This window comes from Williamsia phyllosphaerae, from assembly GCF_014635305.1.
Classification (GTDB): domain Bacteria; phylum Actinomycetota; class Actinomycetes; order Mycobacteriales; family Mycobacteriaceae; genus Williamsia_A; species Williamsia_A phyllosphaerae.
This window is the reverse complement of record NZ_BMCS01000001.1, coordinates 2014912-2041579: the sequence shown is the minus strand read 5'-3', so window position 1 is coordinate 2041579 and position 26668 is coordinate 2014912. Positions and strand designations below refer to the sequence as shown.

At 68.2% G+C, this 26668-nt stretch carries 25 protein-coding genes; 14 read left to right on the top strand and 11 right to left on the bottom strand.

From position 1 onward, the window contains the following. Window positions 1–29: 29 nt before the first annotated feature. A complete protein-coding gene (locus IEV93_RS09720; protein ID WP_188489161.1) occupies window positions 30–1715 on the bottom strand; it encodes an FAD-dependent oxidoreductase in 1686 nt (561 codons plus the stop codon). Window positions 1716–1900: 185 nt separating this feature from the next. Between IEV93_RS09720 and IEV93_RS09715 the strand changes: the two genes are divergently transcribed. Next, window positions 1901–2671: an acyl-[acyl-carrier-protein] thioesterase gene (locus IEV93_RS09715; protein ID WP_188490489.1), complete on the top strand. Its 771-nt coding sequence runs from the start codon at window positions 1901–1903 to the stop codon at window positions 2669–2671. A gap of 3 nt (window positions 2672–2674) precedes the next feature. On the opposite strand, the gene IEV93_RS09710 is transcribed toward IEV93_RS09715, so the two are convergent. From IEV93_RS09710 to IEV93_RS09700, 3 genes are read right to left on the bottom strand one after another with little or no spacing between them, the layout of a single operon-like run. After that, window positions 2675–3235, bottom strand: a complete 561-nt coding sequence (locus tag IEV93_RS09710; RefSeq protein WP_188489159.1) for a DUF3558 domain-containing protein — start codon at window positions 3233–3235, stop codon at window positions 2675–2677. Then, entirely contained in the window at window positions 3232–3813 is a 582-nt protein-coding gene (locus IEV93_RS09705) for a DUF3558 domain-containing protein (protein ID WP_188489157.1), read from the bottom strand. Before IEV93_RS09705 ends, IEV93_RS09710 begins: the two co-directional genes overlap by 4 nt. Window positions 3814–3841: 28 nt before the next feature. Beyond that, entirely contained in the window at window positions 3842–4234 is a 393-nt protein-coding gene (locus tag IEV93_RS09700; protein ID WP_188489155.1) for an RNA-binding S4 domain-containing protein, read from the bottom strand. Window positions 4235–4332: 98 nt separating this feature from the next. Between IEV93_RS09700 and IEV93_RS09695 the strand changes: the two genes are divergently transcribed. From IEV93_RS09695 to IEV93_RS09675, 5 genes are all read left to right on the top strand, one after another. Further along, the gene (locus tag IEV93_RS09695; RefSeq protein ID WP_229705003.1) at window positions 4333–4971 is read left to right on the top strand and encodes a TetR/AcrR family transcriptional regulator; all 639 of its coding nucleotides are present in this window, start codon (window positions 4333–4335) and stop codon (window positions 4969–4971) included. Continuing rightward, a complete protein-coding gene (locus IEV93_RS09690) occupies window positions 4968–6227 on the top strand; it encodes an MFS transporter (protein ID WP_229705002.1) in 1260 nt (419 codons plus the stop codon). The genes IEV93_RS09695 and IEV93_RS09690 overlap by 4 nt, the downstream gene beginning before the upstream one ends. Next, window positions 6224–7426: an alanine racemase gene (locus IEV93_RS09685; RefSeq protein ID WP_188489153.1), complete on the top strand. Its 1203-nt coding sequence runs from the start codon at window positions 6224–6226 to the stop codon at window positions 7424–7426. The genes IEV93_RS09690 and IEV93_RS09685 overlap by 4 nt, the downstream gene beginning before the upstream one ends. After that, window positions 7423–8760, top strand: coding sequence for a D-arabinono-1,4-lactone oxidase (locus tag IEV93_RS09680; RefSeq protein ID WP_188489150.1), 1338 nt, complete (start codon window positions 7423–7425; stop codon window positions 8758–8760). Before IEV93_RS09685 ends, IEV93_RS09680 begins: the two co-directional genes overlap by 4 nt. A 61-nt stretch (window positions 8761–8821) precedes the next feature. After that, window positions 8822–10024 (top strand): endonuclease/exonuclease/phosphatase family protein, encoded by a 1203-nt coding sequence (locus IEV93_RS09675; protein WP_229705001.1) that lies wholly within the window; start codon window positions 8822–8824, stop codon window positions 10022–10024. A 108-nt stretch (window positions 10025–10132) separates the two neighbouring features. Here the strand turns inward: IEV93_RS09675 and IEV93_RS09670 are convergent, their stop codons facing one another. From IEV93_RS09670 to IEV93_RS09660, 3 genes are all read right to left on the bottom strand, one after another. Then, window positions 10133–10468, bottom strand: a complete 336-nt coding sequence (locus IEV93_RS09670) for a hypothetical protein (protein ID WP_188489148.1) — start codon at window positions 10466–10468, stop codon at window positions 10133–10135. A gap of 94 nt (window positions 10469–10562) precedes the next feature. Further along, a complete protein-coding gene (locus tag IEV93_RS09665; protein WP_188489146.1) occupies window positions 10563–11957 on the bottom strand; it encodes an amino acid permease in 1395 nt (464 codons plus the stop codon). 30 nt (window positions 11958–11987) lie between these two features. Further along, the gene (locus IEV93_RS09660; protein WP_188489143.1) at window positions 11988–13226 is read right to left on the bottom strand and encodes a citrate synthase; all 1239 of its coding nucleotides are present in this window, start codon (window positions 13224–13226) and stop codon (window positions 11988–11990) included. Window positions 13227–13294: 68 nt separating this feature from the next. Here IEV93_RS09660 and IEV93_RS09655 point away from each other — a divergent pair, with 68 nt between their 5' ends. The 5 genes from IEV93_RS09655 (at window position 13295) to IEV93_RS09635 (ending at window position 18025) form a co-directional block, all read left to right on the top strand. Further along, on the top strand, window positions 13295–14440 hold the full coding sequence (locus IEV93_RS09655; RefSeq protein ID WP_188489141.1) for a citrate/2-methylcitrate synthase: 1146 nt from the start codon (window positions 13295–13297) through the stop codon (window positions 14438–14440). Between the two features lie 22 nt (window positions 14441–14462). Beyond that, window positions 14463–15140 carry an HAD family hydrolase gene (locus IEV93_RS09650; RefSeq protein ID WP_188489139.1) on the top strand — a complete coding sequence of 226 codons (678 nt, stop codon included), beginning with the start codon at window positions 14463–14465 and terminating at the stop codon, window positions 15138–15140. A 111-nt stretch (window positions 15141–15251) separates the two neighbouring features. Beyond that, window positions 15252–16742 (top strand): HNH endonuclease signature motif containing protein, encoded by a 1491-nt coding sequence (locus tag IEV93_RS09645; protein WP_188489137.1) that lies wholly within the window; start codon window positions 15252–15254, stop codon window positions 16740–16742. 22 nt (window positions 16743–16764) lie between these two features. Next, on the top strand, window positions 16765–17487 hold the full coding sequence (locus IEV93_RS09640) for a uracil-DNA glycosylase (RefSeq protein ID WP_229705000.1): 723 nt from the start codon (window positions 16765–16767) through the stop codon (window positions 17485–17487). 34 nt (window positions 17488–17521) lie between these two features. Continuing rightward, window positions 17522–18025: a MarR family winged helix-turn-helix transcriptional regulator gene (locus tag IEV93_RS09635; protein WP_188489135.1), complete on the top strand. Its 504-nt coding sequence runs from the start codon at window positions 17522–17524 to the stop codon at window positions 18023–18025. 13 nt (window positions 18026–18038) lie between these two features. Here the strand turns inward: IEV93_RS09635 and mmsB are convergent, their stop codons facing one another. Genes mmsB through IEV93_RS09620 form a run of 3 tightly spaced genes read right to left on the bottom strand, consistent with a single transcriptional unit; the run spans window position 18039 to window position 21599 of the window. After that, window positions 18039–18908: a 3-hydroxyisobutyrate dehydrogenase gene (gene mmsB, locus IEV93_RS09630; protein ID WP_188489133.1), complete on the bottom strand. Its 870-nt coding sequence runs from the start codon at window positions 18906–18908 to the stop codon at window positions 18039–18041. Beyond that, on the bottom strand, window positions 18905–20068 hold the full coding sequence (locus IEV93_RS09625; RefSeq protein WP_188489130.1) for an acyl-CoA dehydrogenase family protein: 1164 nt from the start codon (window positions 20066–20068) through the stop codon (window positions 18905–18907). The genes mmsB and IEV93_RS09625 overlap by 4 nt, the downstream gene beginning before the upstream one ends. 10 nt (window positions 20069–20078) lie before the next feature. Continuing rightward, window positions 20079–21599, bottom strand: a complete 1521-nt coding sequence (locus tag IEV93_RS09620) for a CoA-acylating methylmalonate-semialdehyde dehydrogenase (RefSeq protein ID WP_188489128.1) — start codon at window positions 21597–21599, stop codon at window positions 20079–20081. Between the two features lie 96 nt (window positions 21600–21695). Here IEV93_RS09620 and IEV93_RS09615 point away from each other — a divergent pair, with 96 nt between their 5' ends. Beyond that, entirely contained in the window at window positions 21696–23378 is a 1683-nt protein-coding gene (locus IEV93_RS09615; RefSeq protein ID WP_188489127.1) for an AMP-binding protein, read from the top strand. Between the two features lie 6 nt (window positions 23379–23384). Here the strand turns inward: IEV93_RS09615 and IEV93_RS09610 are convergent, their stop codons facing one another. Next, window positions 23385–23561, bottom strand: a complete 177-nt coding sequence (locus IEV93_RS09610) for a DUF5302 domain-containing protein (protein ID WP_188489124.1) — start codon at window positions 23559–23561, stop codon at window positions 23385–23387. 338 nt (window positions 23562–23899) lie between these two features. Here IEV93_RS09610 and IEV93_RS09605 point away from each other — a divergent pair, with 338 nt between their 5' ends. After that, window positions 23900–24610 (top strand): hypothetical protein, encoded by a 711-nt coding sequence (locus IEV93_RS09605; protein ID WP_188489122.1) that lies wholly within the window; start codon window positions 23900–23902, stop codon window positions 24608–24610. 129 nt (window positions 24611–24739) lie between these two features. After that, a complete protein-coding gene (locus IEV93_RS09600; protein WP_188489120.1) occupies window positions 24740–25819 on the top strand; it encodes a DUF6777 domain-containing protein in 1080 nt (359 codons plus the stop codon). The last annotated feature ends 849 nt before the right edge of the window (window positions 25820–26668 follow it).

Sequence of the window (26668 nt, the reverse complement as noted above, 5' to 3'; positions counted from 1 at the left end):
TCGGTGAACTCGCGCTACCGCTACCGAACTCAGCCGGCTGCGGCGCCCTCGAGTTCGTGGATGCGGACGAGCTTGACCCGCCGGCGCCCGGCTTCCTTGCCCGCGGACTTCTCGGTGGCGTCGATGCTCTTCCAGCCCGAGGCGTCGATGCGGTTGGCACCGCGGCCGGCGATCAGATCGGCGACCTTCTCCCGCGACGAGGTCGGCTCGGCCAGACTCCCGGCGATGAAGTCCGCGAGCACCGCGTGGGCGGTCTCCTGACCGTCGAGCCGGTTCATCCCGATACCGCCGGTGGCGCCGCGCTTGATCCATCCGGTCACGTAGACGCCGGAGACGGTGTCCCCGTCCGGCGCGGTCAGCACCCGGCCGTCGGCGTTGGGCACGACGCCGTGACTCTCGTCGAACGGCAGGTCGGTGACGGGCACGCCGCGATAGCCGATGGCGCGCATGACGATCGAGGTCTCGATGTCGAAGGTCTCCTCGGTGGGCGCGACGGCGACGCGCTCGCCGGGGACGAGTTCGTTGCGGACGCAGGTCAGCTTCGACACCGCCCCGGCCTCACCCTCGGACCCGTCGGTGCTGAGCTCCAGCGGCGACACCAGGAAGCGGAAGACCACGCGCTTGGGGGCGCCGGTGTCTCCGCGTTCGGCGAACTCGCGGGCGATGCGGATCTTGGTCGCGATCGTCGAGTCCAGCGAGTCGCTCTCCAGGGCCTCCTCGCTGGCTGCGTCGAGGGTGAGTTCCGCGTCGTCGATGATGACGTCGACGTCGGGCAGATCGCCCATCGCCAGGAACTCGGCGTTGGTGTAGGCCGCCTGCGCGATGCCGCGGCGCCCCAGCAGGACGACCTCGGTGACCTGACTCGACCGCAGACGCTCGATCGCGTGATCGGCGATGTCGGTGCGGGCGAGGGCGTCGGGATCGCTCAGCAGGATCCGCGCGCAGTCGAGGGCGACGTTGCCGTTGCCGACGATCACCGCGCGCGACGACGACAGGTCGAAGTCGAGGTCGGCGTAGTCGGGATGGCCGTTGTACCAGGCGACGAACTCCGTCGCCGGGATCGAGCCGGGGAGGTCCTCGCCGGGGATGCCCAGGCGCTTGTCGGTCGAGGCGCCGACGGCGTAGACGACGGCCGAGTAGTGCTCGAGCAGCTCGTCGTGGGTGACGTGGGTGCCGACCTCGACGTTGAGGAAGTACTCGAAGGTCTTCTTGTTGGCCGTCGCCGCGAACTGCTTCTCCACACCCTTCGTCGACGGGTGATCCGGCGCGACGCCCGCGCGGACGAGCCCGTACGGGGTGGGCAGGCGGTCGAACATGTCGACGCGGACCGCGGAGTGGCGCACGAGTTCCTCGGCCGCATAGAACGCGGCCGGACCGGCGCCGACGATCGCGACGTGCAGCGTCTTGCCCTGCGGCAGTGGCGGCTGCTTGCGCGGCGGCACCAGACCACCGGAGACGTCGTGGTCGTTGTAGTAGTCGGCGTTGATCTGGAGGTACCGCTCACCCTTGTCGTCGAGCTGGTCGTCGGGGAAGATCGCCTCGACCGGGCACTCGTCGATGCACGCACCGCAGTCGATACAGGTGTCGGGATCGATGTAGAGCATCTCCGCGGTGCGGAACTCGGGCTCGTCGGGCGTGGGGTGAATGCAGTTCACCGGGCAGACGCTGATGCAACTCGCGTCGTTACAGCACGGCTGGGTGATCACGTGCGCCATAAGGCAGTTACCTCGGAGGACTCGAACGATCCACTGGGTGGAACGTGTTCTATTTATGTGCGTTTTCTTCACTCTAACCACGCCCGGGAAGAGTTCCCAAGTCCCGTGAGCGTCATCGTGAAGCCTATGCTGCCGGGGTCGAAAGGATTCACTTGCCCGAGGACCCCTACCCGTTCGATCCCCCGATGCAACCGCGGCTGTCGAAGGCGCAGTTCTTCGAGACGAGCTATCGGGTGCGCACCGACGACGTCGACCAGGAGATGCGGGTGCGCCTCGACGGCACCGCGCGGTACCTGCAGGACATCGCCAACGACAACATCGAGGCGACCGACTTCCACGACTCCGATCCGTTCTGGATCGTCCGTCGCACGGTCATCGACGTGATCGAACCGATCAGCTGGCCGGCGACGGTGACGCTGCAGCGGTGGTGCGGTGCGCTGTCCACGCGGTGGACGAACATGCGGGTGCGGGTCACGGCCGAGCACGAGACGAACCGGTTCAACCCGCAGATGCGGCCGCCGGGTCTGATCGAGACCGAGGCCTTCTGGATCAACGTCAACGACAAGGGCATGCCGTCGCGCATCACCGACGAGGCCTTCGGGATGCTCGCCGCGATGACCGACGAGCACCGGCTGCGGTGGAAGACGATGAACCCCGAGCCCGCGCCGGAGCCCGGCGAGACCGATCGCGTCCACGTGCTTCGCAGCACCGACTTCGATCCGTTCAAGCACCTCAACAACGCCGCCTACTGGGAGGCGGTCGAGGACGAACTCCTCGACCACACCGACCTGACGGCCGGTCCGCACCGGGCGATCATCGAATACCTGCGTCCGATCACCCCTGGCGCGCAGATGACGATCCGTCGGCGCCGCGACGGCGACCGGTTGTCGATGTGGATGATCGTCGACGATCAGACCGCCGCGACGATCACGATCACGAAGGCCGAGTCCGACTGAGAACTACTGCCCGCCGCTCAGCACCAGCTCCATGAGCTTGGTCGGGGCGGCGCAGGGGTCGCCGGACGCGCCGGTCGCGCGGGGTTCGACCCACCAGGTGTAGACGCCCCGCGCGGGTGAGTTCGCGGTGACGCCGCAGGCCGCGGGCCGCCGCGGGTCGCGCTGGGTGAACGCCGCGGTGCTGGAGATGCGGACGTTCTCGGTCGTGTAGCCGAGCTTGCGCGCGACGTCCTTCTCCGCACGTTGGTTTCCGGACTCGAACCAGTTGAAGGTCACGCCCGTGGTCACGGCGCCGGAGACGACCCACCGGCAGATCGCGCCGTTGAAACTGGACTGCGCGGCCTCGCCCCCGACCGCCTTCGCGATCTGGTCGGTGGTCAGCAGGCTGCACTCGAGCAGCAGCTTGTCGAATTGATCGGTGTCGACATTGCCGTCGGACGACCCGGACTGTGCGCCCCCGCCGAGCGGGACGGCCTCGCCGTCGACCGATCGGCTGCAGCTGCTGAGGACGAGCGCGAGCACCGCCACGAGGACGGCCAGCGCGACCGAAACCCGGCGGATCACTTCGCACGCTCGATCGTCGTGGTGGACAGCTTCTTGGCGGCGTCACACACCTGCTCGATGGAGCGATCGGACTCGCCGGACGCGGTGACTCCGTAGCTCACCGACCACTCGAAGAAGTCGGACCCGAAGGCGATGCCGATCTCGCAGATCCCCGGCGAGGACGCGATAAAGCCGGTGTGGCCGTCGATGGTGAGGTCGGTGGTCGATTCCCGCGACAGCTGCTCGGTGGCCCGCTCACGTCCGATCGGGCTCCCCCGGTACCAGTTGAAGGAGAACTGCGGACCGAGCTGGTCGGCGCTGGTGACCCACTCGCAACCCGACGAGTTGTTGGTGACGTTGGTCAGCCCCTGGGTGTCGACGATCTGGGAGACCTCGGCGGTGCTGATGCCACCGCACTCGCCGAAGAACGGTCCCGAGCCGGCCGCGGAGGCGGTGGTCGGGGTGCCTGAACCGCTGTCGTCGCCGGAGTCGGAGCAGCCGGCGAGCAGGAGGACGAGGACGGCGAGCAGCGCGATGACACCCGCCGCGGTGCGCGGCGTCGGAGTCGGTGCGTGTCTGCCGGGTGCGAGTCCGTCCACAGGCGCAAGTGTAGGGCGCGGTGACGGGTCAGAGGTCCCGTCCGCCGGGGATGTCGCGTCCGTGCAGGCGGTCGGTCTCACGCCGTTCACGTTTGGTGGGTCGGCCGGCGCCCCGGTCGCGGACCGGGATCGAGGCGATGACCTCGCGCGGGGGCGGTGGTGGACTCCGATCGATCATGGCCTCGGCGGCGACGGGTGGTCCGACCCGCTTGGAGAGCACCCGCGCGACCTCGACGATCCGCTCACGACCGGCGACGCGCAGCCGTACCTCGTCACCGACCGCGACGTGTTGCGCGGGTTTGGCCGGGGTCCCGTTCACCCGGACGTGCCCGGCCCGGCAGGCCGACGCCGCCGCCGAGCGGGTCTTGGTCAGACGCACCGCCCAGATCCAGCTGTCGACGCGGGTGCTGGGTTCCGACATCGGACCAGGATAGTTTCCCCGACGAGATCGCCGATCACTCGCGGACTGCGGCGGGGTGGGCTACCGTCAGGCCAGCGAGTGGGTCATCTGACCCACTTTTGATCCGTGAGGGGCCCACCATCACCCGCATACCCGTCGACGAACGCCGCAGCCGCCTGGTGGCCGCTGCGTTCCGCGTCGTCGCACAGGACGGTGTCGAGGCGGCCACGACCCGAAAGATCTGCGCCGCGGCCGGGGTCTCGCTGGCGAGCTTCCACTACGTCTTCGAGTCGCGGGACGCCCTGCTCGAGGCCCTCGTGGTCGCGGGCCTGACGAGCGAGGACACCGCGGTGCACGCGGTCCTGGGCGCGCCCACACCCGACGGTGCCGGGCCAGCGGACATCGAGGGCGTGCTGCGCGGTGGCCTGCTCGGTTACCTCGACAGCGTCGTGGCCGACCCCGCGCGCGAACAGGCGCTGCTGGCGCTCGCGCACTACGCGCGGCGCACCCCGGGACTGGACTCGTTCGCGGCGCAGATGTACACGCGCTACTACGACCTCGCTGCGCAGGCGCTCGGCGCGGCGGCGGAGGTGACGGGGGTTCGCTGGCGGACCGCACCCCGGACACTGGCCCCACTCGTGGTGGCCTCGACCGACGGACTGACCCTGGCCTACCTCACGACCGGCGACCTCGTCGTCGCACGCCAGATCGTCGACGCCTGCGTCGCGATGCTGCTCACCCACATCGAGGCGGCGTGACCGCGGCACCGACCGTCCGGGCGCGGGTGAGCACCCGCTGGATCGCCCTGTTCGCCCTCGCCTGGCTGGGCATCTGGATGGCGCAGTTGACGCCGTTCCAGCTGAGCCTGCCGAGCCAGATCAACGACCGCCTCGGCATCGGCGACACCGTCAGCGACGACAACTGGCGACACAGCGTGACGACGTTCGGTGTGGTCTCTGGGATCTCGGCCGTCTTCGCGCTGGTCGCGTTCCCGCTCACCGGCTCGCTGTCGGACCGGACGACCGGGCGCTTCGGCCGGCGGCGGCCCTGGATCCTCGGCGGCGTCGTGGTGTTCGCCGTGGCCCTGGTCGTGCTGGGTACCCGGACCGGACTGGTCGGCATCACCATCTGGTGGTGTGTGGCGATCACCGGCTTCAGTGCCGCGTCGGCGGCGCTCACCGCGCTGATCGGCGACCGCGTACCGGTGACGCAGCGGGGTGTGGTGTCGAGTTGGGTGTCGGCACCGCAGGCCATCGGGGTCATCCTCGGGATCGGACTGATCGCCGCCCTCGGGTTGTCCACCGGCTCCGGCTATCTGGTGATCGCGGGACTGCTCGTCGTCTGCGTGGTGCCGTTCGTGGCGACCGTGGACGACCCGCCGCACACCGCCCGCCGGCACGGACGTCTCACCGCCGCCGCGGTGGTCGGTGAGCTGTGGATCTCGCCGCGGGCGCATCCCGACTTCGGGTGGACGCTGGGTGGGCGGGTGCTGGTGAACCTCGGCAACGCGCTCGGCACCTCGCTGCTCCTCTACTACCTGCAGTTCGGGCTGCGGGTGTCGGACGCGAACGCGGATCTGTTGCTGCTCACCGGCATCTACATGGTCTTCGTGATCACCGCGGCCATCGGATCAGGGCTCGCCAGCGACCGCCTCGGGCGACGCAAACCGTTCGTCCTGGCCGCGGGCGCACTGCAGGGCGTGGCCGCGCTCGTCATCGCGGTGGCCGCATCTGTGCCCACCACCATGGTCGCGGCCGCCCTGCTCGGCGCCGGCTTCGGCAGCTTCCTCGGCGTCGATCAGGCCCTGGCCACCCAGGTACTCCCCGACCCCGAACACACCGGAAAGGATCTCGGCATCATGAACATCGCCATGGCCGTCCCGCAGGCTCTCGGCCCCCTGCTCGGCGCGGCCACCGTCGCCGTCACGGGCGGCTTCACCGCCCTGTTCACCGTCTCCGCACTCCTCGGCATCGCCGGTGGACTGTCGGTCCTGCGCGTGCGGTCGGTCCGATGAGCTGGGCATCGATCGACCGCGCCACCGCTGACCTCGACGGTCCGGTCGTCGTCCTGGACCGGTCCGCGCTGGAGGCCAACATCGCCGACCTGCGCCGCCGCGCGGCCGGGGTCCCGATCCGGGTGGCGTCCAAGTCGATCCGGGTGCGCTCGGTGATCGACGACATCCTCCGGCGCGACGGCTTCGCGGGCGTGTTGGCCTACGACATCGACGAGGCGATCTGGCTCGCGACCGCGTCGGGAATCACCGACGTCCTGATGGGCTACCCCACCGCGCGCCGCGCCTCGATCGCCGCAGTGGCGGCCGACGACGTCGCGGCCGCCCGGGTGACCCTGCTGGTCGATTCCGTCGACCACCTCGACCTGATCGACGCGGCCGCCCCACCAGGGCGACGCAACCCGGTGCGCGTCGCCATCGACCTCGACGCGTCGTTGCGCGCACCCGGCCTCGGGCATGTCGGCGTCCTGCGCTCGCCCGTCCACACCGTCGCGGAGGCGACCGCGCTGGCCCGGGCGATCGTCGATCGGCCGGGGGTCGACCTCGTGGGCGTCATGTCGTACGAGGCGCAGGTGGCCGGGGTCGGCGACGCGATCGGCGGCGGATGGCGCAGCGGAGCACCGCTGCGCAACAGGATGATCCGGATGATGCAGTCCGCGTCGATGACAGAACTGCGCCGTCGACGTGGCGCCGCGATTGCCGCGATCCGACAGATCGCCGACCTCGAGTTCGTCAACGGCGGCGGCACCGGCTCACTCGAGGCCACCGCCGCCGACAACTCGGTCACCGACATCGCCGCGGGCAGTGGGTTCTTCGGTGGGCACCTGTTCGACAACTACTCGCGCTTCCATCCCTCCCCGGCGCTGGCGTTCGGCCTACAGGTGGTGCGCCGACCCACCCCCGGCGTCGTGACGTGCCACGGCGGCGGATGGATCGCGTCCGGCCCGCCTGCGCCCGACCGGCTGCCGCGGCCGGTGTGGCCCGAAGGCCTGGCCTACGAGCCGCGCGAGGCCGCGGGCGAGGTCCAGACACCGCTGCGCGGGGCAGCCGCAGATCAGTTGGCGATCGGCGACCGGGTCTGGTTCCGGCACACCAAATCCGGTGAGACGAGCGAGCACGCAGCCGAGATCGTCATCGTCGACGACGGCACCGTCGTCGACTCCGTACCGACCTACCGAGGTGAGGGAAAGTGTTTTCTGTGAGCAGTGTTCGAGGCACCGACCGCCGCGCCGGCGACAGCCGCCGGTGGGAGAACTGGGGTCGCACCCAGTCCGTCGTGCCGCGGGAGGTCATCGCGGTCGGAGACGCCGACGACGTGGTCGCCGCGGTCCGACGGGCACGGTCGCAGGCGGTCACGGTCAAGGCGGTCGGCTCGGGTCACAGCTTCACCGGTATCGCGGTGGCGCCGGACATTCAGATCGACACCAGCGCCATGACCGGTCTCGTGCACGCGGATCCGGCACTTCGACGGGTGACCGTCCGCGCCGGCACCCGACTGCACGAGATGCCCGCGATCCTCGAACCGTTGGGACTCGCGATGCCCAACCTCGGCGACATCGACCGGCAGAGCATCTCCGGCGCGACCTCCACCGGAACCCACGGCACCGGTCGGAATTTCGGCGGACTGGCGACGCAGATCGTCGGGGTGCGGATGGTGACGGGAACCGGCGAGGTGCTCACGGTCACCGACTCCGACCGCGCCACCCTCGAGGCCACCGCGCTGGGACTCGGCGCGCTGGGAATCCTCACCGAGATCACCCTCGCGTGCGTGCCCGCGTTCGCGATCGAGGCCACCGAACGCGCGATGTCGGTGGACGACGCGATCGCCGGGTTCCTGGATGCCGTCGCAACCCACGACCACCACGAGTTCTACTGGTTCCCGCACACTGACGTCGCGTTGAGCAAGACCAACCGCAGACTGCCCGCCGACACGCCCACCACCGGCCCCGGCCGACTGCGCCGGGTGATCGACGACGAGATCCTCAGCAACGGCATCTTCGGCGCGATGTGCGCGGCGGGTGCCCGATTCCCCTCGGTGACAGCACCGTTGGCGCGCGTCGCCGGCGCTGCCCTGTCGTCGCGACAGATGGTCGAGGCGTCACACGAGGCGTTCGTGTCCGCGCGACGCGTCCGGTTCCGCGAGATGGAGTACGCGATCCCGCTGGCCGAGGTCCCCGACGCGATCGGCGAGATCCGCAGGCTGATCGCCGACCGCGGGCATCGCGTGTCGTTCCCCATCGAGGTGCGCGCCGCCGCGGCCGACGAGCTGATGTTGTCGACGGCGTCCGGACAGACCACCGGCTACATCGCCGTACACCGCTATCACGGCGACCGACCCGACAGCTATTTCACCGACATCGAGGAGATCTTGTTCCGCAGGGGTGGTCGGCCGCACTGGGCCAAGATGCACACCCGCACCGCCGACAATCTGCGGACGGTGTACCCGCGTTTCGACGAGTTCCTCGCGTTGCGTGACGTTCTCGACCCCGACCGCGTGTTCGCGAACGACTACCTGACCACCGTGCTGGGGCGGTGATCACCACGGAGTTCACCACCGTGTGGCCCGTCGTTCGCCGAGGGCCCCTACTCTGCCGGGAATGCGTCTGCGACACCTGTCCGTCCTGCTCGTCGCGCTCGGTTGCGCACTGTCGTCGATGAGCGTTCCCGGTGCGTCCGCGGCACCCGGGTTCGGCTCGTCGGGCGGGAACCCGACGGTCCGCGTCGCGACGTTCAACGCGAGCCTGAACCGGCCGAGCGCCGGGGCGTTGCTCACCGACCTGCGCTCCGGAGTCGATCCCCAGGCGCGGACCATCGCGCAGATCGTGCAGATCAACCGCCCGGACATCCTGCTGCTCAACGAGTTCGACTACTACCCCGATCAAGCGGCGGCGAAGCTCTTCGAGCAGAACTACCTGGCACGATCGCAGCGTGGGGCCGCGCCGATCGACTATCCGTACATGTTCACCGCCCCGGTCAACACCGGCGTCCCGACCGGTCGGGACCTCAACGGCGACGGCCGGTCCGACGGTCCCGACGACGCCTACGGCTTCGGTGCGTTCCCGGGTCAGTACGGGATGGTGGTGCTGTCGAAGTACCCGATCGACACCGCGCGGGTACGCACCTTCCAGAACTTCCTCTGGAAGGACCAGCCGGGCAACCTCATCCCCCGCGACTACTACGGCGGAAGCGCCGACATCCTGCGACTGTCGAGCAAGTCGCACTGGGACCTGCCGATCACCATCGGACGTCGCACCGTGCACCTGCTCGCGTCACATCCGACGCCGCCGAGTTTCGACGGCCCGGAGGACCGCAACGGTCGACGGAACCACGACGAGATCCGACTCTCGGCCGACTACATCGCGGGCGGATCGCGCGCCGACTACATCTACGACGACTCCGGACGACGCGGCGGACTCGCGCCCGGGTCGTCGTTCGTGATGCTCGGCGATCAGAACAGCGACCCCGCCGACGGCGGTCCGCCCGGACCCGGGGTCGGGGCGATCAACCAGGTGCTTGCACTGCCCCGCGTGCGCGACACCCTGCCGACATCCAGGGGCGCGGTCGCCGACAGCGCGACGGCGGGGCAGACCGGCCATCGGACACCGTCGAAGTACTTCACCGCCGACTTCTCCAAGCCGGTGCCCGGCAACCTGCGGGTGGACTACGTCCTACCGTCGCGGGATCTACCGGTCACCGGGGCCCAGGTCTTCTGGCCCGCTCCCGGCGAACCCGGTCATGAGCTCCTGCCGCCGACCACCAGCAGCGATCACCGACTGGTCTGGGTGGATCTGCGCCCCTGACCCGCGCGTTGGGCCGACATGCCCCCGTGTTGGGCCGTTGTGCTCCCGTGTTGGGCCGTTGTGCTCCCGTGTTGGGCCGTTGTTCCCCTGCTTCGGGGGACCTTGTCGTCACCGATCGGCGAATGCCGCGACGAACGCACGGGGCTCATCCACAGTGACGTCGATGAAATCCACCAGGGCGCCGCGTACCTCGACATCGATCAGACCAATTCGAATGGTCGTGTCAGCGTGGCCGAGCACGGCCGCCCGTTCGTCGGCGTCGACTTTCAGTCCCGACAATCCGGTTCTCGCGGTGCGGGACGGCGTCACCGACTCGATTCGCTCGATCGGAATCGTGATGCCCTCGAAGATACTGTTGCGCAACAGCAGATCGTCACCGCAGATCTCGTGCGGCATCGTGCGGAACGACGCGAGAATACCGAGAATCCAGCACAGCGCGTACACGTGTACGGCGGCCGCCAGGATCGGCCGTCAGGCCTCAGGCTCCGACGCCATCGAGCGAGGGAATTCCACACCCGCCCCTCGACCGCGAGGTACTTCACTTGCCGGCGTGCACCGCGCGGCGCCGGTTCGTGAGCACGAAGTATCCGATCGTCACACCGGCGAACCACACGGCTCCGACCACGACGGCGATGCGACCGGACTCGCTGAAGAACAGCAGCACGATCACCATCGCGAAGAAGGCGAGGGCGATCGCGGTGGTGAACGGTGCACCGGGAAGGCGGTAGTCCGACGCGGGCAACGCCCCGGCGGCCACACGTCTGCGATAGATGAAATGACTGACCAGGATCGAGCTCCACACGAAGATGATCCCGACCGTGGACACCGAGGTGATGTAGGCGAACGCGTGCGCGGGGTCGATGATGTTGACGATCACGCCGAGCACCATGACGCCCGCCGACAGCACGATCCCGGCGACCGGCACGTGGCGCGACGACAGCGTCGTGAGTTTCTTCGGGGCGTCACCGCGTTGGGACAGGCTGCGAAGCATGCGGCCGGTGGAGTAGATGCCGGAGTTGCACGACGACAGGGCCGCGGTCAGCAGGATGAAGTTGACGATGCCCGCCGCGCCCGGGATGCCGATGTAGGCGAACACCTCGACGAACGGGCTGTTGCCCTCGGAGTAGTTACGCCACCCGCGCACCGACAGGATGACGATCAGTGCGCCCACGTAGAACAGTCCGATGCGGAACGGCAGGGTGTTGATGGCCTTGCGCAGGGTCACCTTGGGGTCGGCCGCCTCGCCGGCGGTCACGCCCACCAGTTCGACACCCACGTAGGCGAACACGACGATCTGCAGGCTCAGGAGCGCGGAGTTGAAGCCCGTCGCGAAGAAGCCGCCGTCGCCGTAGAGGTTGGTCAGCGAGGGGCCGGCGTCGGGGCCGATACCGGCGATGGGGAGCAACACCAGGGTGCCGATGAGGATCATGCCGATGATGGCGACGACCTTGATCATCGAGAACCAGAACTCGGCCTCGCCGAACACCTTGACCGAGATCAGGTTCGCGGTGAAGAGCACCAGCAGCACCACCAGCGCGGTGACCCAGACCGGGATCGACGGGAACCAGTAGTTGATGTACTTGCCCGCGACGGTGATCTCGGCCATGCACGTGGTGGTCCACACCGCCCAGTAGGTCCACCCGTTGGTGAACCCGAGGTACTTGCCGAGGAACTCGTCGGCGTACTCGGAGATCGATCCCGCGACCGGTCGGTAGATCAGCAGCTCGCCGAGCGCTCGCATCACGACGAAGATGGCGAGTCCGGCGACCAGGTACGCCAGGATCAGGGCGGGTCCGGCCTGCTCGATGGCACCGCCCGCACCGTAGAAGAGTCCGGTGCCGATCGCACCGCCGATCGCGATCATCTGCACTGTTCGTGCCGACAGCCCGCGCTGGTATCCGTCCTCGACGACGTCGGTGGTCTCAGAAGTCATTGCGCGAGACTAACGCCGTGGTGACTCGGGTCACCTCGCGGGTCGTACGCCGGTGTAAACACCCTCGGGTCGGTACCGCAGCCGCGGCTCGCGGTACTCCTCGATCGCGTGCGCGACCCACCCGGCGATGCGGGCGACGGCGAAGATCGTCGCGCAGGCATCGGGGATCATGCGATAGCGCAGCGCGAACGCGGCCAACGCGAGGTCGGAGTTCACGAAGCCCGCACCGGAGCCGCTGACCCCGGTGCGCACGGCCTCGACCGCGGCGAGCACGTCCCGGCGCCCGCCGTCTCGGACGAGCCCGTCTATCAACGCCTCGGCCCTCGGATCACGATGTCGGTAGACGATGTGGCCGCATCCGGGTGGTCTGTGCCCGTCTCGGAGATACTCCGACACGGCGTGATCGGGTCCCGCCGGGTCGGCGAGGACCGACGACAGGAAGTCGTAGGCCACCGTGGTCGCGCCCCCGTGCAGCGGGCCGTCGAATGCGCCCAGGCCGGCCGAGATCACCGCGTAGATGCTGCCGCGTGCGCTCGCTGCCACCCTGGCCGCGACGGTGCCTGCCGCCAGATCGTGGTCGGCGAGGAGCACCATCGCCGCGTTCAGCAGTGTCACCCGCTGCGTGGTCGGAGCCATCGGGGACAGACGGGGCCACAAACGAGCCGCCATGGATGACCCGCGCCGCGGGAACTCACTCACGACCGGGAGCACCTTAAGGATCGCGTTGAGGGTGCACATCGCCTTGTAGGCGACGGCGTCACTCGCGATCATCCCGCGGTGTCGGTCGGCGGCGCCCATGTGATCGACCACCAGCCGGATGATGTCGACGCCGCGGGCGGGTGTCGGGGAGACGGGTGGGACCGGCATGCCCCACCGGTGGTCGCTCCCGGCGATCGTGCCCCACAGCATCTCGGCGACATCCTCGAAGTCGGTCGAGAACGCGAGTTCCGTTGCGTCGCGGCCTCGATAGTAGAGCCGGTCACCTTCGATCAAAGTGAGCTCGGTGTGGATGCGTTCGACGATCCCGGCGGGTGGACGACGTTCGGTCCGGCGCCCGAACGCCTCGACCTCACCGACGGCGAACAGGCTTCCGCGGATCCCCGCTATGCGCACGCTGTTCAGCTGCCCACGGCTGACGTAGGCGTACACCGACTCCGGCTTGACCCCGAGAACCCGCGCCACCTGGGCGGTGGTCAGGAAGTCACGCCCATCATGGCGCAGCGCTCTCGGCCACCGATGCGGGTGTCGCGATGTTGATCCGATCAACATTGACTCCTCTCACCTCACCGTCGAATGTAGGCCGAAAGGCAATGCACCACAGCGAATCGAGGCACACCATGTCCGTCATCGAGGCCGACCCCGGATTGTCGAACGTGTCGGTGGCCCACACCGAGATCGGCGATGTCCGCGGCGAGGAGGGTTTCTACCAGTACCGACAGTTCTCGGCGATCGATCTCGCGCGTCATCGGACGTTCGAGGAGGTGTGGTTCCTGTTCGTGCACGGCCGTCTTCCCGACACCGTCGAGTTGGCGGAGTTCACCGCGCAGGTCCGGTCCCTGCGGGCCGTCGACGACGAGCTGATGGCCGTGATCCGGTTGGTGGCGGCGACCGGCACCGATCACCGCTCGCTCATCGACCTGCGGACCGTGCTGTCGTCGCTCGGCCAGCTCGAGGGGATGTCACCGCTGTGGGACAGCGACGAGTCGACGCGCGCCGGCCATGCGTTGCGCGTCAGCGCGGTCACCCCCACGATTCTCGCTGCACTGCATCGACTCTCGCACGGCGAGGAGCCGGTGTCGGCACGCGACGACCTCGACACCGCGGCACACTGGTTGTACTCGATCACCGGCGACGTCCCCGCGCCCGAGCACGCCCGCGCCGTCGAGCAGTACCTGATCGCGACGATCGACCACGGGTTCAACGCGTCCACCTTCACCGCCCGCGTCATCGCGTCGAGTGGCGCAGATCTGGTGTCGGCGATCTGCGGCGCGATCGGGGCGTTCTCGGGCCCGTTGCACGGTGGGGCGCCGGACAGGGCACTGGACGCACTCGACGAGATCGTCGCCGCAGGCGGCACCGAGGCTGCCGGCGGATGGGCGCGCGAGCAACTCGCCTCGGGCCAACGCATCATGGGGTTCGGGCACGCCGTCTATCGGACCGTCGATCCGCGATCGGAGTTGCTGCGCGAGATCGCGATCGGACTCGGCGGCGGTCTGGTGGATCTCGCCGTCGATGTCGAACGCGAGGTCGTGGCGGTCCTCGAGCAGGCCCACCCCGATCGGCCGCTGTATGCGAACGTCGAGTTCTACGCCGGAGTGGTGATGGACCGATGCGGCATTCCGCGAGAGATGTTCACCCCCACGTTCACCGTGAGCCGGGTCGTCGGATGGTGCAGCAACGTCATCGAACAGGCACAGAGTCGACGGATAATCCGGCCCCGCGCGCGGTACGTGGGGCCTGAAGTCGTTGAATTGGTGAGATGACCTGAGCGCCTATCCTCTCGGCATGGGACTGCCACAGCGACTCAGCGCGATCGTGTTCGATTGCGACGGTCTACTTCTGGACACCGAGACGTGCTGGTCACGCGCAGAGGCCGCGTTGTTCGCCGACAACGGATTCGGATTCGGACCCACCGAGAAGGATCTGCTCATCGGGCGCTCGGTGCCGGCGGCGTGCGAAAACATGGCCCGCTATTTCGGTCGGCCCGACGACGGCGCGAAACTGGCAGCCGACCTCCTCGCTCGCGTCGAGTCGGAGCTCGCCCGCGGCGTGGATCCCATGCCCGGAGCCCGTGATCTGCTCGACGCCCTGGGTGGCCGCGTCCCGATCGCAGTGGCAACCAACAGCCCCCGCGCGATGCTCACGGCAGCGTTGGGGTCGTCGGGTTTCGATCGGTACTTCGAGACCTCGGTCACCGCCGACGAGGTCGATCACCCCAAGCCGCACCCGGAGCTCTATCTCGTGGCGTTCGCCACGCTGGGCGCCGATCCGACTGGTGGTGTTGCACTCGAGGACTCAGCCACCGGCGTTGCTGCCGCGAAAGCATCAGGCGCATTTCTGATCACTGTGCCGTCGCAGCCGGGCAAGACCCTGGGCGGGGACTTCGTGACGACATCCCTGGCGGATCCTGAGATCGTGACGTGGGCGTCGAATGTGGAGGCCACCCAAGGCCACCCACCCTGACGACCGGAGGTCACCGGCCACACGCCGAAATTGCTGTGGCCGAGACGGAACCGTCCTTGACGACACTGCGTCTAACACTTCGTACAGGTGAGACGAGCGACGGAGGTGACCGTGAGCGCAGGACTGCTGGATCTGGATGCGGCGATCGCCGTCGACGTCTCGCGCCCGGCGGATGAGGTCATCGAACTCATCGCCCACTGCGCGTCCACCATCGCCGCCGCGCAGTACCGGATGATGCACCTGGTCAATCGGCTTCACGACGTGCGCACCGACGACTGGGTCGAGGACATGGCCGAGCGGTTCGCCGACGATCCCGCGACGCAGTTGACCCCCAACGGGACCGAGCAGACCATCGCGGAGATCGGCGCGGTCACGAACGTGCCGGTCGGGACGGCGCGCGCCACAGTGCAGACGGCGCTGCGGATGCACTCCCGGATGCCGTTCACCGGGCAGGTGCTGGGGACCGGGCGGATCAGCATGAGCGACCTCCGCCTCATCCTCGATGGCACCGCGGGACTCTTCGATGATGCCCAGTGCGACCAACTCGACCGTCGACTCGCCGCCGAGCTGTCGGCACGCCCGCCGATGTCTCGAGCGCGACTGCGCGCCCTCGTGGATTTCCTGATCAGCCAGATCGACCCGGAGGCGTTGCGCCGGCGCCGCGAGCGCGCCGAGCAGGACCGTTCGATGGACATCAGGCCGGATCGGTTCAATCCCGGTATGTCGCGGGTGTCCGGCTCGCTGGCCGCCGCCGACGCCGCGATCGTCAACGCCCGACTGACCGACATGGCTCGGTCGGTCTGCAGCGCCGACCCGCGGACCATGAGTCAGCGACGCGCCGATGCCCAGGTTGTTCTCGCAGCAACCGGGCTGGGTCCCGACGCGATCCTGCCGTGCCGCTGCCCGCAGTGCACCAAGCCCGCCGAGAAATCGCTCGAAGCGCCGGCCGCCGCCGCCACGGAGGACGCCGCCGCACCTGCCGGGCACGCGTCCGCGTCGTCGGTCGTGAACGTCCATGTCGTGGTGAATCTGTCGACGCTCGTGGGTCTCGACGAGCAGCCGGGATACCTAGACGGCCACGGCGTTCTCGATGCCGACGCCATCCGTCGTCTGCTGGCAGCGGCGAAGATCAGCATGATCAACCCCGCTGATCCCTCGGTCGGCGAGCATCGATACCGACCGGGGTCGTCGCTCGACGCCCTCTGCCGCGCCCGTGGCCTGTGCTGCGATTTCCCGGGGTGCACCGCGCCGGCGTGGCGGGGCGACCTCGACCACACGAATCGTTTCGACCGGCGCCACCCCCGGGCCGGTGGCGCGACGGTCGGCGAGAACCTGAAACCCCTGTGTCGGTTTCACCATCGGATCAAGACCTTCACCGGCTGGCGTGACTTCCAGGGCGAGTTCGGCGAGATCGTGTTCGAGTCGCCAACCGGACACCGGTTCCTCGGCAACGCGTTCAGCGGCGCCGACCTGTTCCCGTCGCTACGCCTGCCGTCACGACGGGCCCGCCCGCCCACGACCGCAGACGAGCGGCAACGCGAACGCATCCTCGCCGAACGCGAGGCGCACGAGGCCTGGGCGAATCAGCCGCCACCGTTCTGAGGTCCGGGCGTAGCGTCGAATCGTGACGCCCGCCCCTGACCTCGCGACCCTCGACGCAGCGATCTGCGAGTGCCGGGCTTGTCCGAGGCTGGTCGAGTGGCGGGAGAAGGTCGCCCGCGAGAAGCGTCGCGCCTACGCCGACGAGACCTACTGGGGGCGTCCCGTTCCAGGTATCGGTCCCGCCGATGCGTCGCTGCTCATCATCGGCCTGGCGCCGGCTGCGCACGGCGCCAACCGCACCGGGCGGATGTTCACCGGTGACCGCAGCGGCGACGTCCTCTTCGCGGCGCTGCACGCCGTCGGACTCGCCAATCAACCCACGTCGGTCTCCGCCGACGACGGTCTCGAACTGCGCGGCACCCGCATCACCGCACCGGTGCACTGCGCTCCCCCGGAGAACAAACCGACACCGGCCGAACGCGACGAGTGCTCGCACTGGCTACAGCGCGAACTCATCCTCCTCGCACCGACCGTCACGGCGGTGATGTCCCTCGGCGGATTCGGGTGGCAGGCCGCGCTCAACGCACTGGAGACGCACGGCCGCGCGATCCCCCGGCCCCGACCGAAGTTCGGTCACGGCGTGCACGTCGACCTCCCCATGAGCGACCACAGCGACATCGACGCACCGCCGATACGGCTGTTCGGCTGCTATCACGTGAGCCAGCAGAACACCTTCACCGGTCGATTGACCCCCGCAATGCTCGAGGCGGTACTGACCGAAGCGTCCGACTTCGCCGGGTTGTGATGATCCACAAACCCGAGTCGGTGACAATAGAGAGATGCCGTCCGAGAGCCCCGGGTTCGACCCGATCGCGAAGGCGCGCGACAACTGGGAGGACGCGGGCTGGGGCGAGGTGGCCGACGGGATGGTCGCGGTCACCTCGGTGATGCGCGCACACCAGATCCTGCTGGCCCGCGTCGAGGCGGCACTACGCCCCTTCGACCTGAGCTTCTCGCGGTTCGAGCTACTCCGACTGCTGGCGTTCAGCCGCACCGGGTCGCTCCCGATCACCAAGGCGAGCGTTCGTCTGCAGGTGCACGTCACGAGCGTCACGCACGCGATCCGACGCCTGGAGTCCGCCGGCCTCGTCACCCGCGTGCCCCACCCGACCGACGGGCGCACGACGCTGGTCGAGATCACCTCGATCGGCCGGTCGACGGTCCAGGAGGCGACCGTCACCCTCAACCGCGCCGTGTTCGCCGACATCGGCATCCCACCGGAGCAGGCCCGTGCCCTCGTGGAGACAATCGAGACGCTGCGCCGCAACGCCGGAGATTTCTGACGGGACCGCGGTTCTAGCGCAGGGTCTCGATGATCGCGCTGAAGTCCTTGGCCCCGTTGTCGGCGGCGAAGGCGCGGTACAACTCAGCCGCGTGCGAGCCCAGAGGGGCGATGGCGCCGGTGGATTCGACCGCGGCCATGGCCAGGCCGAGGTCCTTGTTCATCAACGCGGTGGCGAACCCCGGCGTGAAGTCGTTGTTCGCCGGCGACGTCGGCAGCGGGCCGGGGACCGGGCAGTTGGTGCTGACCGCCCAGCAGTTCCCGGTCGCGCCGGTGATGACGTCGAACAGCGACTGCGCCGACAGACCCAGCTTCTCGGCCAGGACGAACGCCTCGCCGATCGCGATCTGCTGCACGGCGAGCACCATGTTGTTGCAGACCTTGGCCGCCTGCCCGCTCCCCGGCCCACCGCAGTGGATGACCTTGCCCGCCATCGGTTCCAACGCCGGCCGCACCGCGGCGAACGCGTCGTCGACGCCGCCGACCATGAACGCCAGGGTTCCCGCGGTCGCCCCCTTGACGCCACCCGATACCGGCGCGTCGACCTGCGCGAACCCGAACTTCGCGGCCAGGGCGTTCATGTCCCGTGCGTCGTCCACGGAGATGGTGGAGCTGTCGATGAAGACCGCACCGTCCTGGGCGACGGGGAGGATCTCCGCGTACGCCGCGCGGACCAGCGCGCCGCTGGGCAGCATCGTGATCACTACCTCGGCGCGCTCGACGGCCTGAATCGCCGTCTCGGCGACGAGCACTCCGGTCGCAGCGGCAGCGTCTGCGGCGGCGGGGACGGGGTCGTATCCGGCGACTGTGTGGCCGGCGGCGACGAGGTTGGCCGCCATCGGGCCGCCCATGTTGCCCAGTCCGAGGAACCCGATCGTTGTCATCTCACGCCTTTCGCCAACGCGCGGCCCACGACCACACGCATGATCTCGTTGGTGCCCTCCAGGATCCGGTTCACCCGCAGGTCGCGCACGATCTTCTCCAGCCCGTAGTCGTGCAGATACCCGTAGCCGCCGTGCAGCTGCAACGCCTGGTCGGCGATCGCGTGGCAGTGGTCGGTGACGAAGCGCTTCGCCATCGCGCACAACGTCACCTTGTCCGGATCGTCGGTGTCGAGAGCGGCCGCGGCCCGTAACAGCAGACCGCGGGACGCCTCCAGATCGGTCGCCATGTCGGCGAGCGCGAACCGGATGGTGGGCTCGTCGATCAGCTTGCCGCCGAACGCCTCCCGCTCGTCGAGATAGCGCAGCGAACGGTCGAGCGCCTCCTGCGCACCACCCAGCGAACACGCCGCGATGTTCAGTCGACCGCCGTTGAGGCCGTTCATCGCGATGCGGAATCCGGTGCCCACGGCATCGGGTCCGCCCACGAGGTTCGCGGCGGGCACCCGCACACCGTCGAAGATCACCTGCGCGGTGGGCTGGGCATGCCACCCCATCTTGCGCTCCTGCGCCCCGAACGACAGCCCCGGCGTGCCGTTCTCGACGATGAACGTCGAGATACCGCCGGCACCGTCGGAACCGGTTCGCGCCATGACGATGTAGACGTCGGATGTACCTGCGCCGGAAATGAACTGCTTCACCCCGGTGAGGACGTACTCGTCACCGTCGGCGACGGCACGCGTGCTCAGCGCTGCGGCATCCGACCCCGCCGCCGGTTCGGTGAGGCAGTAGCTTGCGATCAACTCCATCGACGCCATCCGCGGAACCCACTGCGCCCGTTGCTCGTCGGTGCCGTAGCAGTCGACCATCCAGGTCGCCATGTTGTGGATCGACAGGAACGCCGCCGTCGTCGGATCGGCCGCGGCCAACGCGGTGAAGATCCGGACCCCGTCGACCCGGGAGAGCCCGCTGCCACCGAACTGCTCGTCGCAGTAGATGGCGCCCATCCCGAGTCCGGCCGCCTCACGCAGCTCGTCGACCGGGAAGTGCTTGGCCTCATCCCATTCCAGGGCGAACGGCGCTATCCGTTTGGCCGCGAACGCGGCCGCGGTGTCGACGATGACACGCTCGTCGTCGGTCAGCCGCTCATCGAGAATGGTCATCTGCAAGTCATCACTGCATCGTCGGGATGGAGAACTCGGCGCCGTCCTTGATCCCGGACGGCCAGCGGGTAGTGATCGTCTTGACCTTGGTGTAGAACTGGATCGCCGCGGGACCGTGCTGGTTGAGGTCGCCGAATCCGGACCGCTTCCAGCCGCCGAAGGTGTGGTACGCCACCGGAACCGGGATCGGGACGTTGACGCCGATCATCCCGACCTGGACGCGGGCGCAGAAGTCCCGCGCCGCGTCACCGTCCTGGGTGAAGATCGCGACGCCGTTGCCGTACTGGTGATCCGACGCCAACGCGAGGGCCTCTTCGTAGTCGTTCGCCCGCACGATGCACAGGACCGGACCGAAGATCTCGTCGGTGTAGATCGACATGTCCCGGGTGACGTGATCGAACAGGGAGGGGCCGATGAAGTAGCCGCCCTCGAGCGCTGCGTCGCCGAACGTGAGGTCGTCGCTCGCGCGGTCACGTCCGTCGATGACGAGGTCGGCACCGGAATCGACACCCTGGCCGATGTAGTCACGCACCCGCTCGAGCGCCGCGGCACTCACCAGCGGGCCGTAGTCTGCCTTCGGATCCAGACTGTGTCCGACCCGCAGAGCGTTGACGCGGTCGATCAGCCTGTCGCGCAACCGCTGTGCGGTCTGCTCTCCGACGGGCACCGCGACACTGATGGCCATGCACCGCTCGCCGGCGCTGCCGTAGCCCGCCCCGATCAACGCGTCGACGGCCTGGTCGAGATCGGCGTCGGGGAGGATGATCATGTGGTTCTTCGCACCACCGAAGCACTGCGAACGCTTCCCGTGCGCGGCGGCGGTGGCGTAGATGTACTGCGCGATGTCCGACGAGCCGACGAAGCCCAGCGCCTGCACATCCGGGTGCTCGAGGAGCGCGTCGACGGCGACCTTGTCACCCTGCACCACCTGGAACACCCCGGCGGGCAGCCCGGCCTCGAGGAACAACTCGGCCAGACGCAGCGGCACCGACGGATCGCGCTCGCTCGGCTTGAGAATGAAGGCGTTTCCACAGGCGAGCGCCGGGCCCGCCTTCCACAGCGGGATCATCGCCGGGAAGTTGAAGGGGGTGATCCCCGCGACCACGCCCAGCGGCTGGCGCACCGAGTGCACGTCGATCCCGGTGCCCGCTCCCTCGGTGAACTCGCCCTTGAGCAGGTGCGGGATACCGATGGCGAACTCGATGACCTCGACACCACGCTGGATGTCACCGCGGGCGTCGGCCACGGTCTTGCCGTGCTCGATCGACAGCAGCTCGGCCAGCTCGTCGGCGTTCTGGTTCACCAGATCGACGAAGCGCATCATCACCCGCGCACGTCGCTGCGGGTTCCAGGCACCCCAGATCTGCTGCGCCGCGACCGACGACGCGACCACGTCGTTCACCTCGTCGACCGACGCCAACGGCACCGTCGCCTGCACCTCACCGGTGGACGGGTTCATCACGTCGGCGCTGCGGCCGGACGTCCCGGGACGGCGCAGGCCGTCGACGAAGTGCGGAATCTCTGTGGTCATGGTGTACCCCAAACTCGACGATTAGTGGTGGCCGTCACGCTATAGTTGCATATCCTAGCTTCCGCATTCACCGATGACCACCACGAAGAGGATCCGATGACCGGCGCAGACACGGCGACCGCACAGTTCCGAGCCGCACGGGACCTGTTGTTGACCCATTCCGACGACTACGACGCCGCCGTCGCACAGTTCACATGGCCCGATCTCGACGAGTGGAACTGGGCTCGGGACTGGTTCGACGTGGTGGCGGCCGGGAACAACGCCCCGGCGCTGTGGATCGTCGAGGAGGACGGCAGCGAGACGCAGGTCAGCTACGCCGCGATGAGCGCGCGGTCCGACCAGGTCGCCGGGTGGCTGCGTGACACCGGTATCGCGCCCGGGGACCGGATCCTGCTCATGCTGGCCAACCAGGTCGAGTTGTGGGAGGTGATGCTCGCGGCGATGAAGCTGGGCGCGGTGGTCATCCCGGCGACCACCCTGCTGGCCGAGGCCGACATCGCCGATCGCATCGATCGCGGTGGCGTCTCCCACGTGATCGCGCGGAGCGAGTTGGCTGCGTCGTTCGACGCGGTGGGTGCCGACCACACCCGCATCGCCGTCGGCGAACCGGTGTCGGGATGGACCGACTACGCCGATTCGCATGCGGCCGAGACGGACTTCGCCGCAACGCACCCGACACGCGCCGACGACACCCTGCTGCTCTACTTCACCTCCGGCACCACCTCGAAGCCGAAGCTGGTCGAGCACACGCACGCGTCGTACCCGGTGGGCCATCTGTCGACGATGTACTGGATCGGCCTGCGTCCCGGCGACATCCACCTCAACGTCTCGTCGCCGGGGTGGGCCAAGCACGCGTGGTCGAACGTGTTCGCACCGTGGAATGCGCAGGCGTGCGTGTTCATCTACAACTACACCCGGTTCGACGCCGCGGCGTTGATGGCGCAGATGCAGCGGTGCGGCGTGACGAGCTTCTGCGCCCCGCCGACCGTGTGGCGCATGCTCATCCAGAGTGACCTCGGGCTCTTGACCACCCCGCCGCGGGTGGCCGTCGGCGCCGGCGAGCCGTTGAACCCCGAGGTGATCGAGCGGGTACGGGCACAGTGGGGTGTGACCATCCGGGACGGCTTCGGTCAGACCGAGACCACCGTGCAGATCGCGAACTCCCCCGGTCAGCCACTGAAGTCCGGGTCGATGGGCCGACCGTGTCCGGGCTACGTCATCGAGCTGGTCGACCCGGCCACCGGCGAGGCGGGTGTCACCGAGGGGGAGATCTGCATCGACCTCGCGCACCGCCCCCTGGGCCTCATGACCGGGTATCACGGGGACGCCGAGAAGACCGCCACGGCGATGGCGGGCGGCTACTACCACTCCGGCGACGTCGGCAGCCGTGACGAGGACGGCTACATCACCTACGTCGGCCGCACCGACGACGTGTTCAAGTCCAGCGACTACCGAATCAGCCCGTTCGAGTTGGAATCGGTTCTACTGGAACATGATGCGGTGGTCGAGGCCGCGGTGGTCCCGGCCCCCGACGAGCTGCGCCTGTCGGTCCCGAAGGCCTACATCGTGCTGGCACCGGGCTGGGATGCGTCACCGGAGACCGCCCGCGCGATCTTCGAACACAGCCGGACGCACCTGGCCGGCTACAAGCGCGTACGCCGGATCGCGTTCGCGGAACTGCCCAAGACCATCAGCGGCAAGATCCGGCGGGTGGAACTGCGCAACGCGCCGGTCACCGACACCGAGTTCCGCGAGGAGGATCTGACGCAGCGTGCGTGAGAACCGCTAGACGCTCTTGCGGCGGAACTGCTGCTGGTGGGACTTGTTGCCGCGGGACCCGGCGGCCTTCGAGCCGGCGTCGAGGTGCTCCTCGCTCAGATGGTTCGCTTTCTTCTTGCGCTCCAACGCCTCTCGGAACGCCTTGCGCTGATCGGACTCTCCTGCGTCGGGTTCATGGGACATGGGCTCATCGTAGGCCTCTCCGTGACCGTGTCATCCCATTTTTCCGCAGCGGTCGTATCGCAGGAGTGCGGCGACCCTGTCAGCCATTGGGACGACATCGTTCGCGCGGGTCCAACAGCTAGGTTCAGCTCACCGTGCCGAACCGACGTGGAGACCGGATGCCTTTCCAGAAGTACCTGTCGCGGTCGGCTGGGACCGTGGCGTTCTGCATCCTCCTAGTGAGCTGTTCGACCACGCCCACGCCCGGTGGGGATGAGCCCCTCGCCCCGCCGACCCCGTTCGTTAGCGTTTCTCCCACCGCGTCGCCACCAACCCGACCGAGTCCCCGGCTCGATCCGTTGACCACGGGTTTCGCCGACCTCGTTCGCACGATTCCTGCCCAGGTGGGAATCGTGGTCGTCGCAGGTGAGCGCAGCCGAACCTTCGGTTCAGCAGTTCCCGGGCCCGCGTGGTCCACGATCAAGGCTCCGTTGGCGATCGCCGCGATACGTCACGGTGGCGTGGACGGTACCGATCTGACCCCAACCGTCGAAGCCGCAATCAGCAACTCCGACAACGCATCAGCCGAGGACCTCTGGGCGTCGCTGGGCTCCGCCAAGTCTGCCGCAAGACAAGTTCAGGCGGTACTGGCCGAGACCGGCGACTACGACACCATCGTGCAATCGGGGCGCGTGCGGGCGGGCTTCACCCCGTTCGGACAGACCAGATGGTCGTTGCGTGACCAGGCGCGCTTCGCTTGGCGCCTCCCTTGCCTCCCGGACGCGAGTCCTGTTGTAGCTGCAATGCGATCGATCACAGCGTCACAAAAGTGGGGCCTCGCGTCGCTCGATCAGAGTGCCTCGAAAGGCGGGTGGGGGCCGGACACCAACGGCTCTTACCTGGTTCGACAATTCGGCATCGTGAAGGGCGTCCGAGGAACGACCGGCGTGGCCCTGGTCGCCGCGCCGAAGGACGGGACGTTCGCCTCCGGTGTTAATGCGATCGAGGCCTTGGCGACCTGGGTCGCGACGCACCAAGCACAATTGCCACAGGCGACGTGCGAGCAATGACGAACCCGTGGTTCAAACGGCCGATGGTGGCGCCACGCAGCCGAGATTAGCGTCATGAGCATGTCTTTCGCGGCTCCCGACTTCTCTGCGCCACCGCCGGAACCACCCCGACGAAGGTCGGCAGCTCCCGTGATCGTCTCTGCCCTGGCTGTCGGTCTCGCGATCGGGGTCCTCGTTGCCGGCGCAGGAATTCCGCTGGGCTGGTACCGATCCCCCGGACCGTCGCCGACAATGCTCACCGCAGTAACCCCCGGCCCGGAAGCATTCGGGGCGAACTTCGCCTCCGCCGCACCGCCATCATCAGAGGTGCTCGCGCGTCTGCGCGCAACGACGCCGCAGCCACTGGTCCGCGGCGCAGTCGACGGCAGCGGCCGCGGGTTGTACGGCGGATCATTGGACAACTCGACATGCAACGCAGATGGCGTACTCGCTTTCCTGCAGAACGATCCGGCCAAGCGATCCGCCTGGCTCGCGGCGGTGGGGGTTTCCGAAGCGAACCTCGAAAGCTATCTGACCGGTCTGACCTCGGTCATCCTCTTGAACGACACCTGGGTGACCAACCACGGTTACCGCAACGGCAGCGCCAACCCGTTCCAGTCTGTTCTTCAGGCGGGCACCGCCGTGCTCGTAGATCAGCAAGGTGTTCCCCGAGTTCGATGTGCGTGCGGGAATCCGTTGACCGAGGCCGAACCCCGCCTCGCCGATCCCGCGGGTGCACGACGCCCATGGGACGGTTACGACGACTCATCGGTCACCCGGGTGAACCCCGGACAGCGGTTCGACACCATCAGGATGGTGGACATCGCCACCGGTTCACTGGTCGAGCGGGGCATCGGAATCGGCCGTGCAGGCCGGGTACAGGTGTCATTGATCTGGAGCACTGACGCGGACCTCGACGTGCATGTCATCGATCCGCAGGGGTTTGAGATCTACTTCGAGCGGAAAGTCGCGCCCAGCGGCGGTCAGCTCGATCTGGACACGATCCCGCAACAGGGATTCACGGCTCAACACATAGAGAACATCTACTGGGACACGCAGGCCCCGGCGGGCCGCTATACCGCGTTCATTCGGGACTTCAATTCCTATGACACCGCAGCCAGCCCGTATCAAATGAAGATATTTGTCGGAGGCGCACTGGTACGTGATCAGTCCGGAGCCCTGGTCGATGGGCAAGACGGCGCGACTGAACAGTTCTCGGTGAACGGATGAGTGCATGACGGACCCCGAACGCGGTGGCCTCGAAGATTCGGTGCCGGTTTCATTGGTGAAAGCACAACCGCAACGACCCGACGCTACTTCCTCACCACTGCCGACCGAGCAGATCAACACGCAGGCATACAGTTCGTCACCACCGACTGGGCCTCTCCCGGGTCTGGGATACCCCCACGGACAGTTCGCAGGTCCGCAGGATGGGCTCCCGATTCATCCGGGTTCACGCGAACCTGCGACTCCCCCGAACACGACCGCGGTCGTTGCCATGGTCCTTGCCGTACTCACGGGTCCGGTCTCGATCCCGTTCGCACATGTGGCACGGAACCAGGTCGCGGCGACCGGGCAGCGGGGCCGGCCTCTCGCGGCAGCAGCTCTAGGAATCGGATACGGATGGCTGGGTGCGCTTCTGGGGCTCGGGCTCGGATTCGTACTGCTCTTGCAGTTCGCCGGGGAAGAGGGATACCAACCCATCAGCCGAACAGTCGGCGCGGCGGAAACCGTCACATCGACGGCAGCTGCGGCTCCACCTGCGGCGGCCGGCGCCGCCCCAGGGGTGCGAACATCACCGCCACCAGGCGCAACTCCTTGTCCTCGCCTCTCTGCCAACGCGGGTGGCTACAACCAATCGGGAACCGGCACGGCGGTGACCTCCTGCGAATTCTCTGAGGCCGTGCGCGTTGCCTATGGCAACTCGGGTCCGCCGGCGGCTCGGCGCGAAGTGAACGCATTCAGCACGGTGACCCGGCAGCCGTACGTGATGACATGCAGTCCAGAGAGCGATTACGTGGTGTGTAGAGGCGGTGTGGACGCAGTCGCGATCATCTGGGCCGCGTCGTCGTAGCCTGG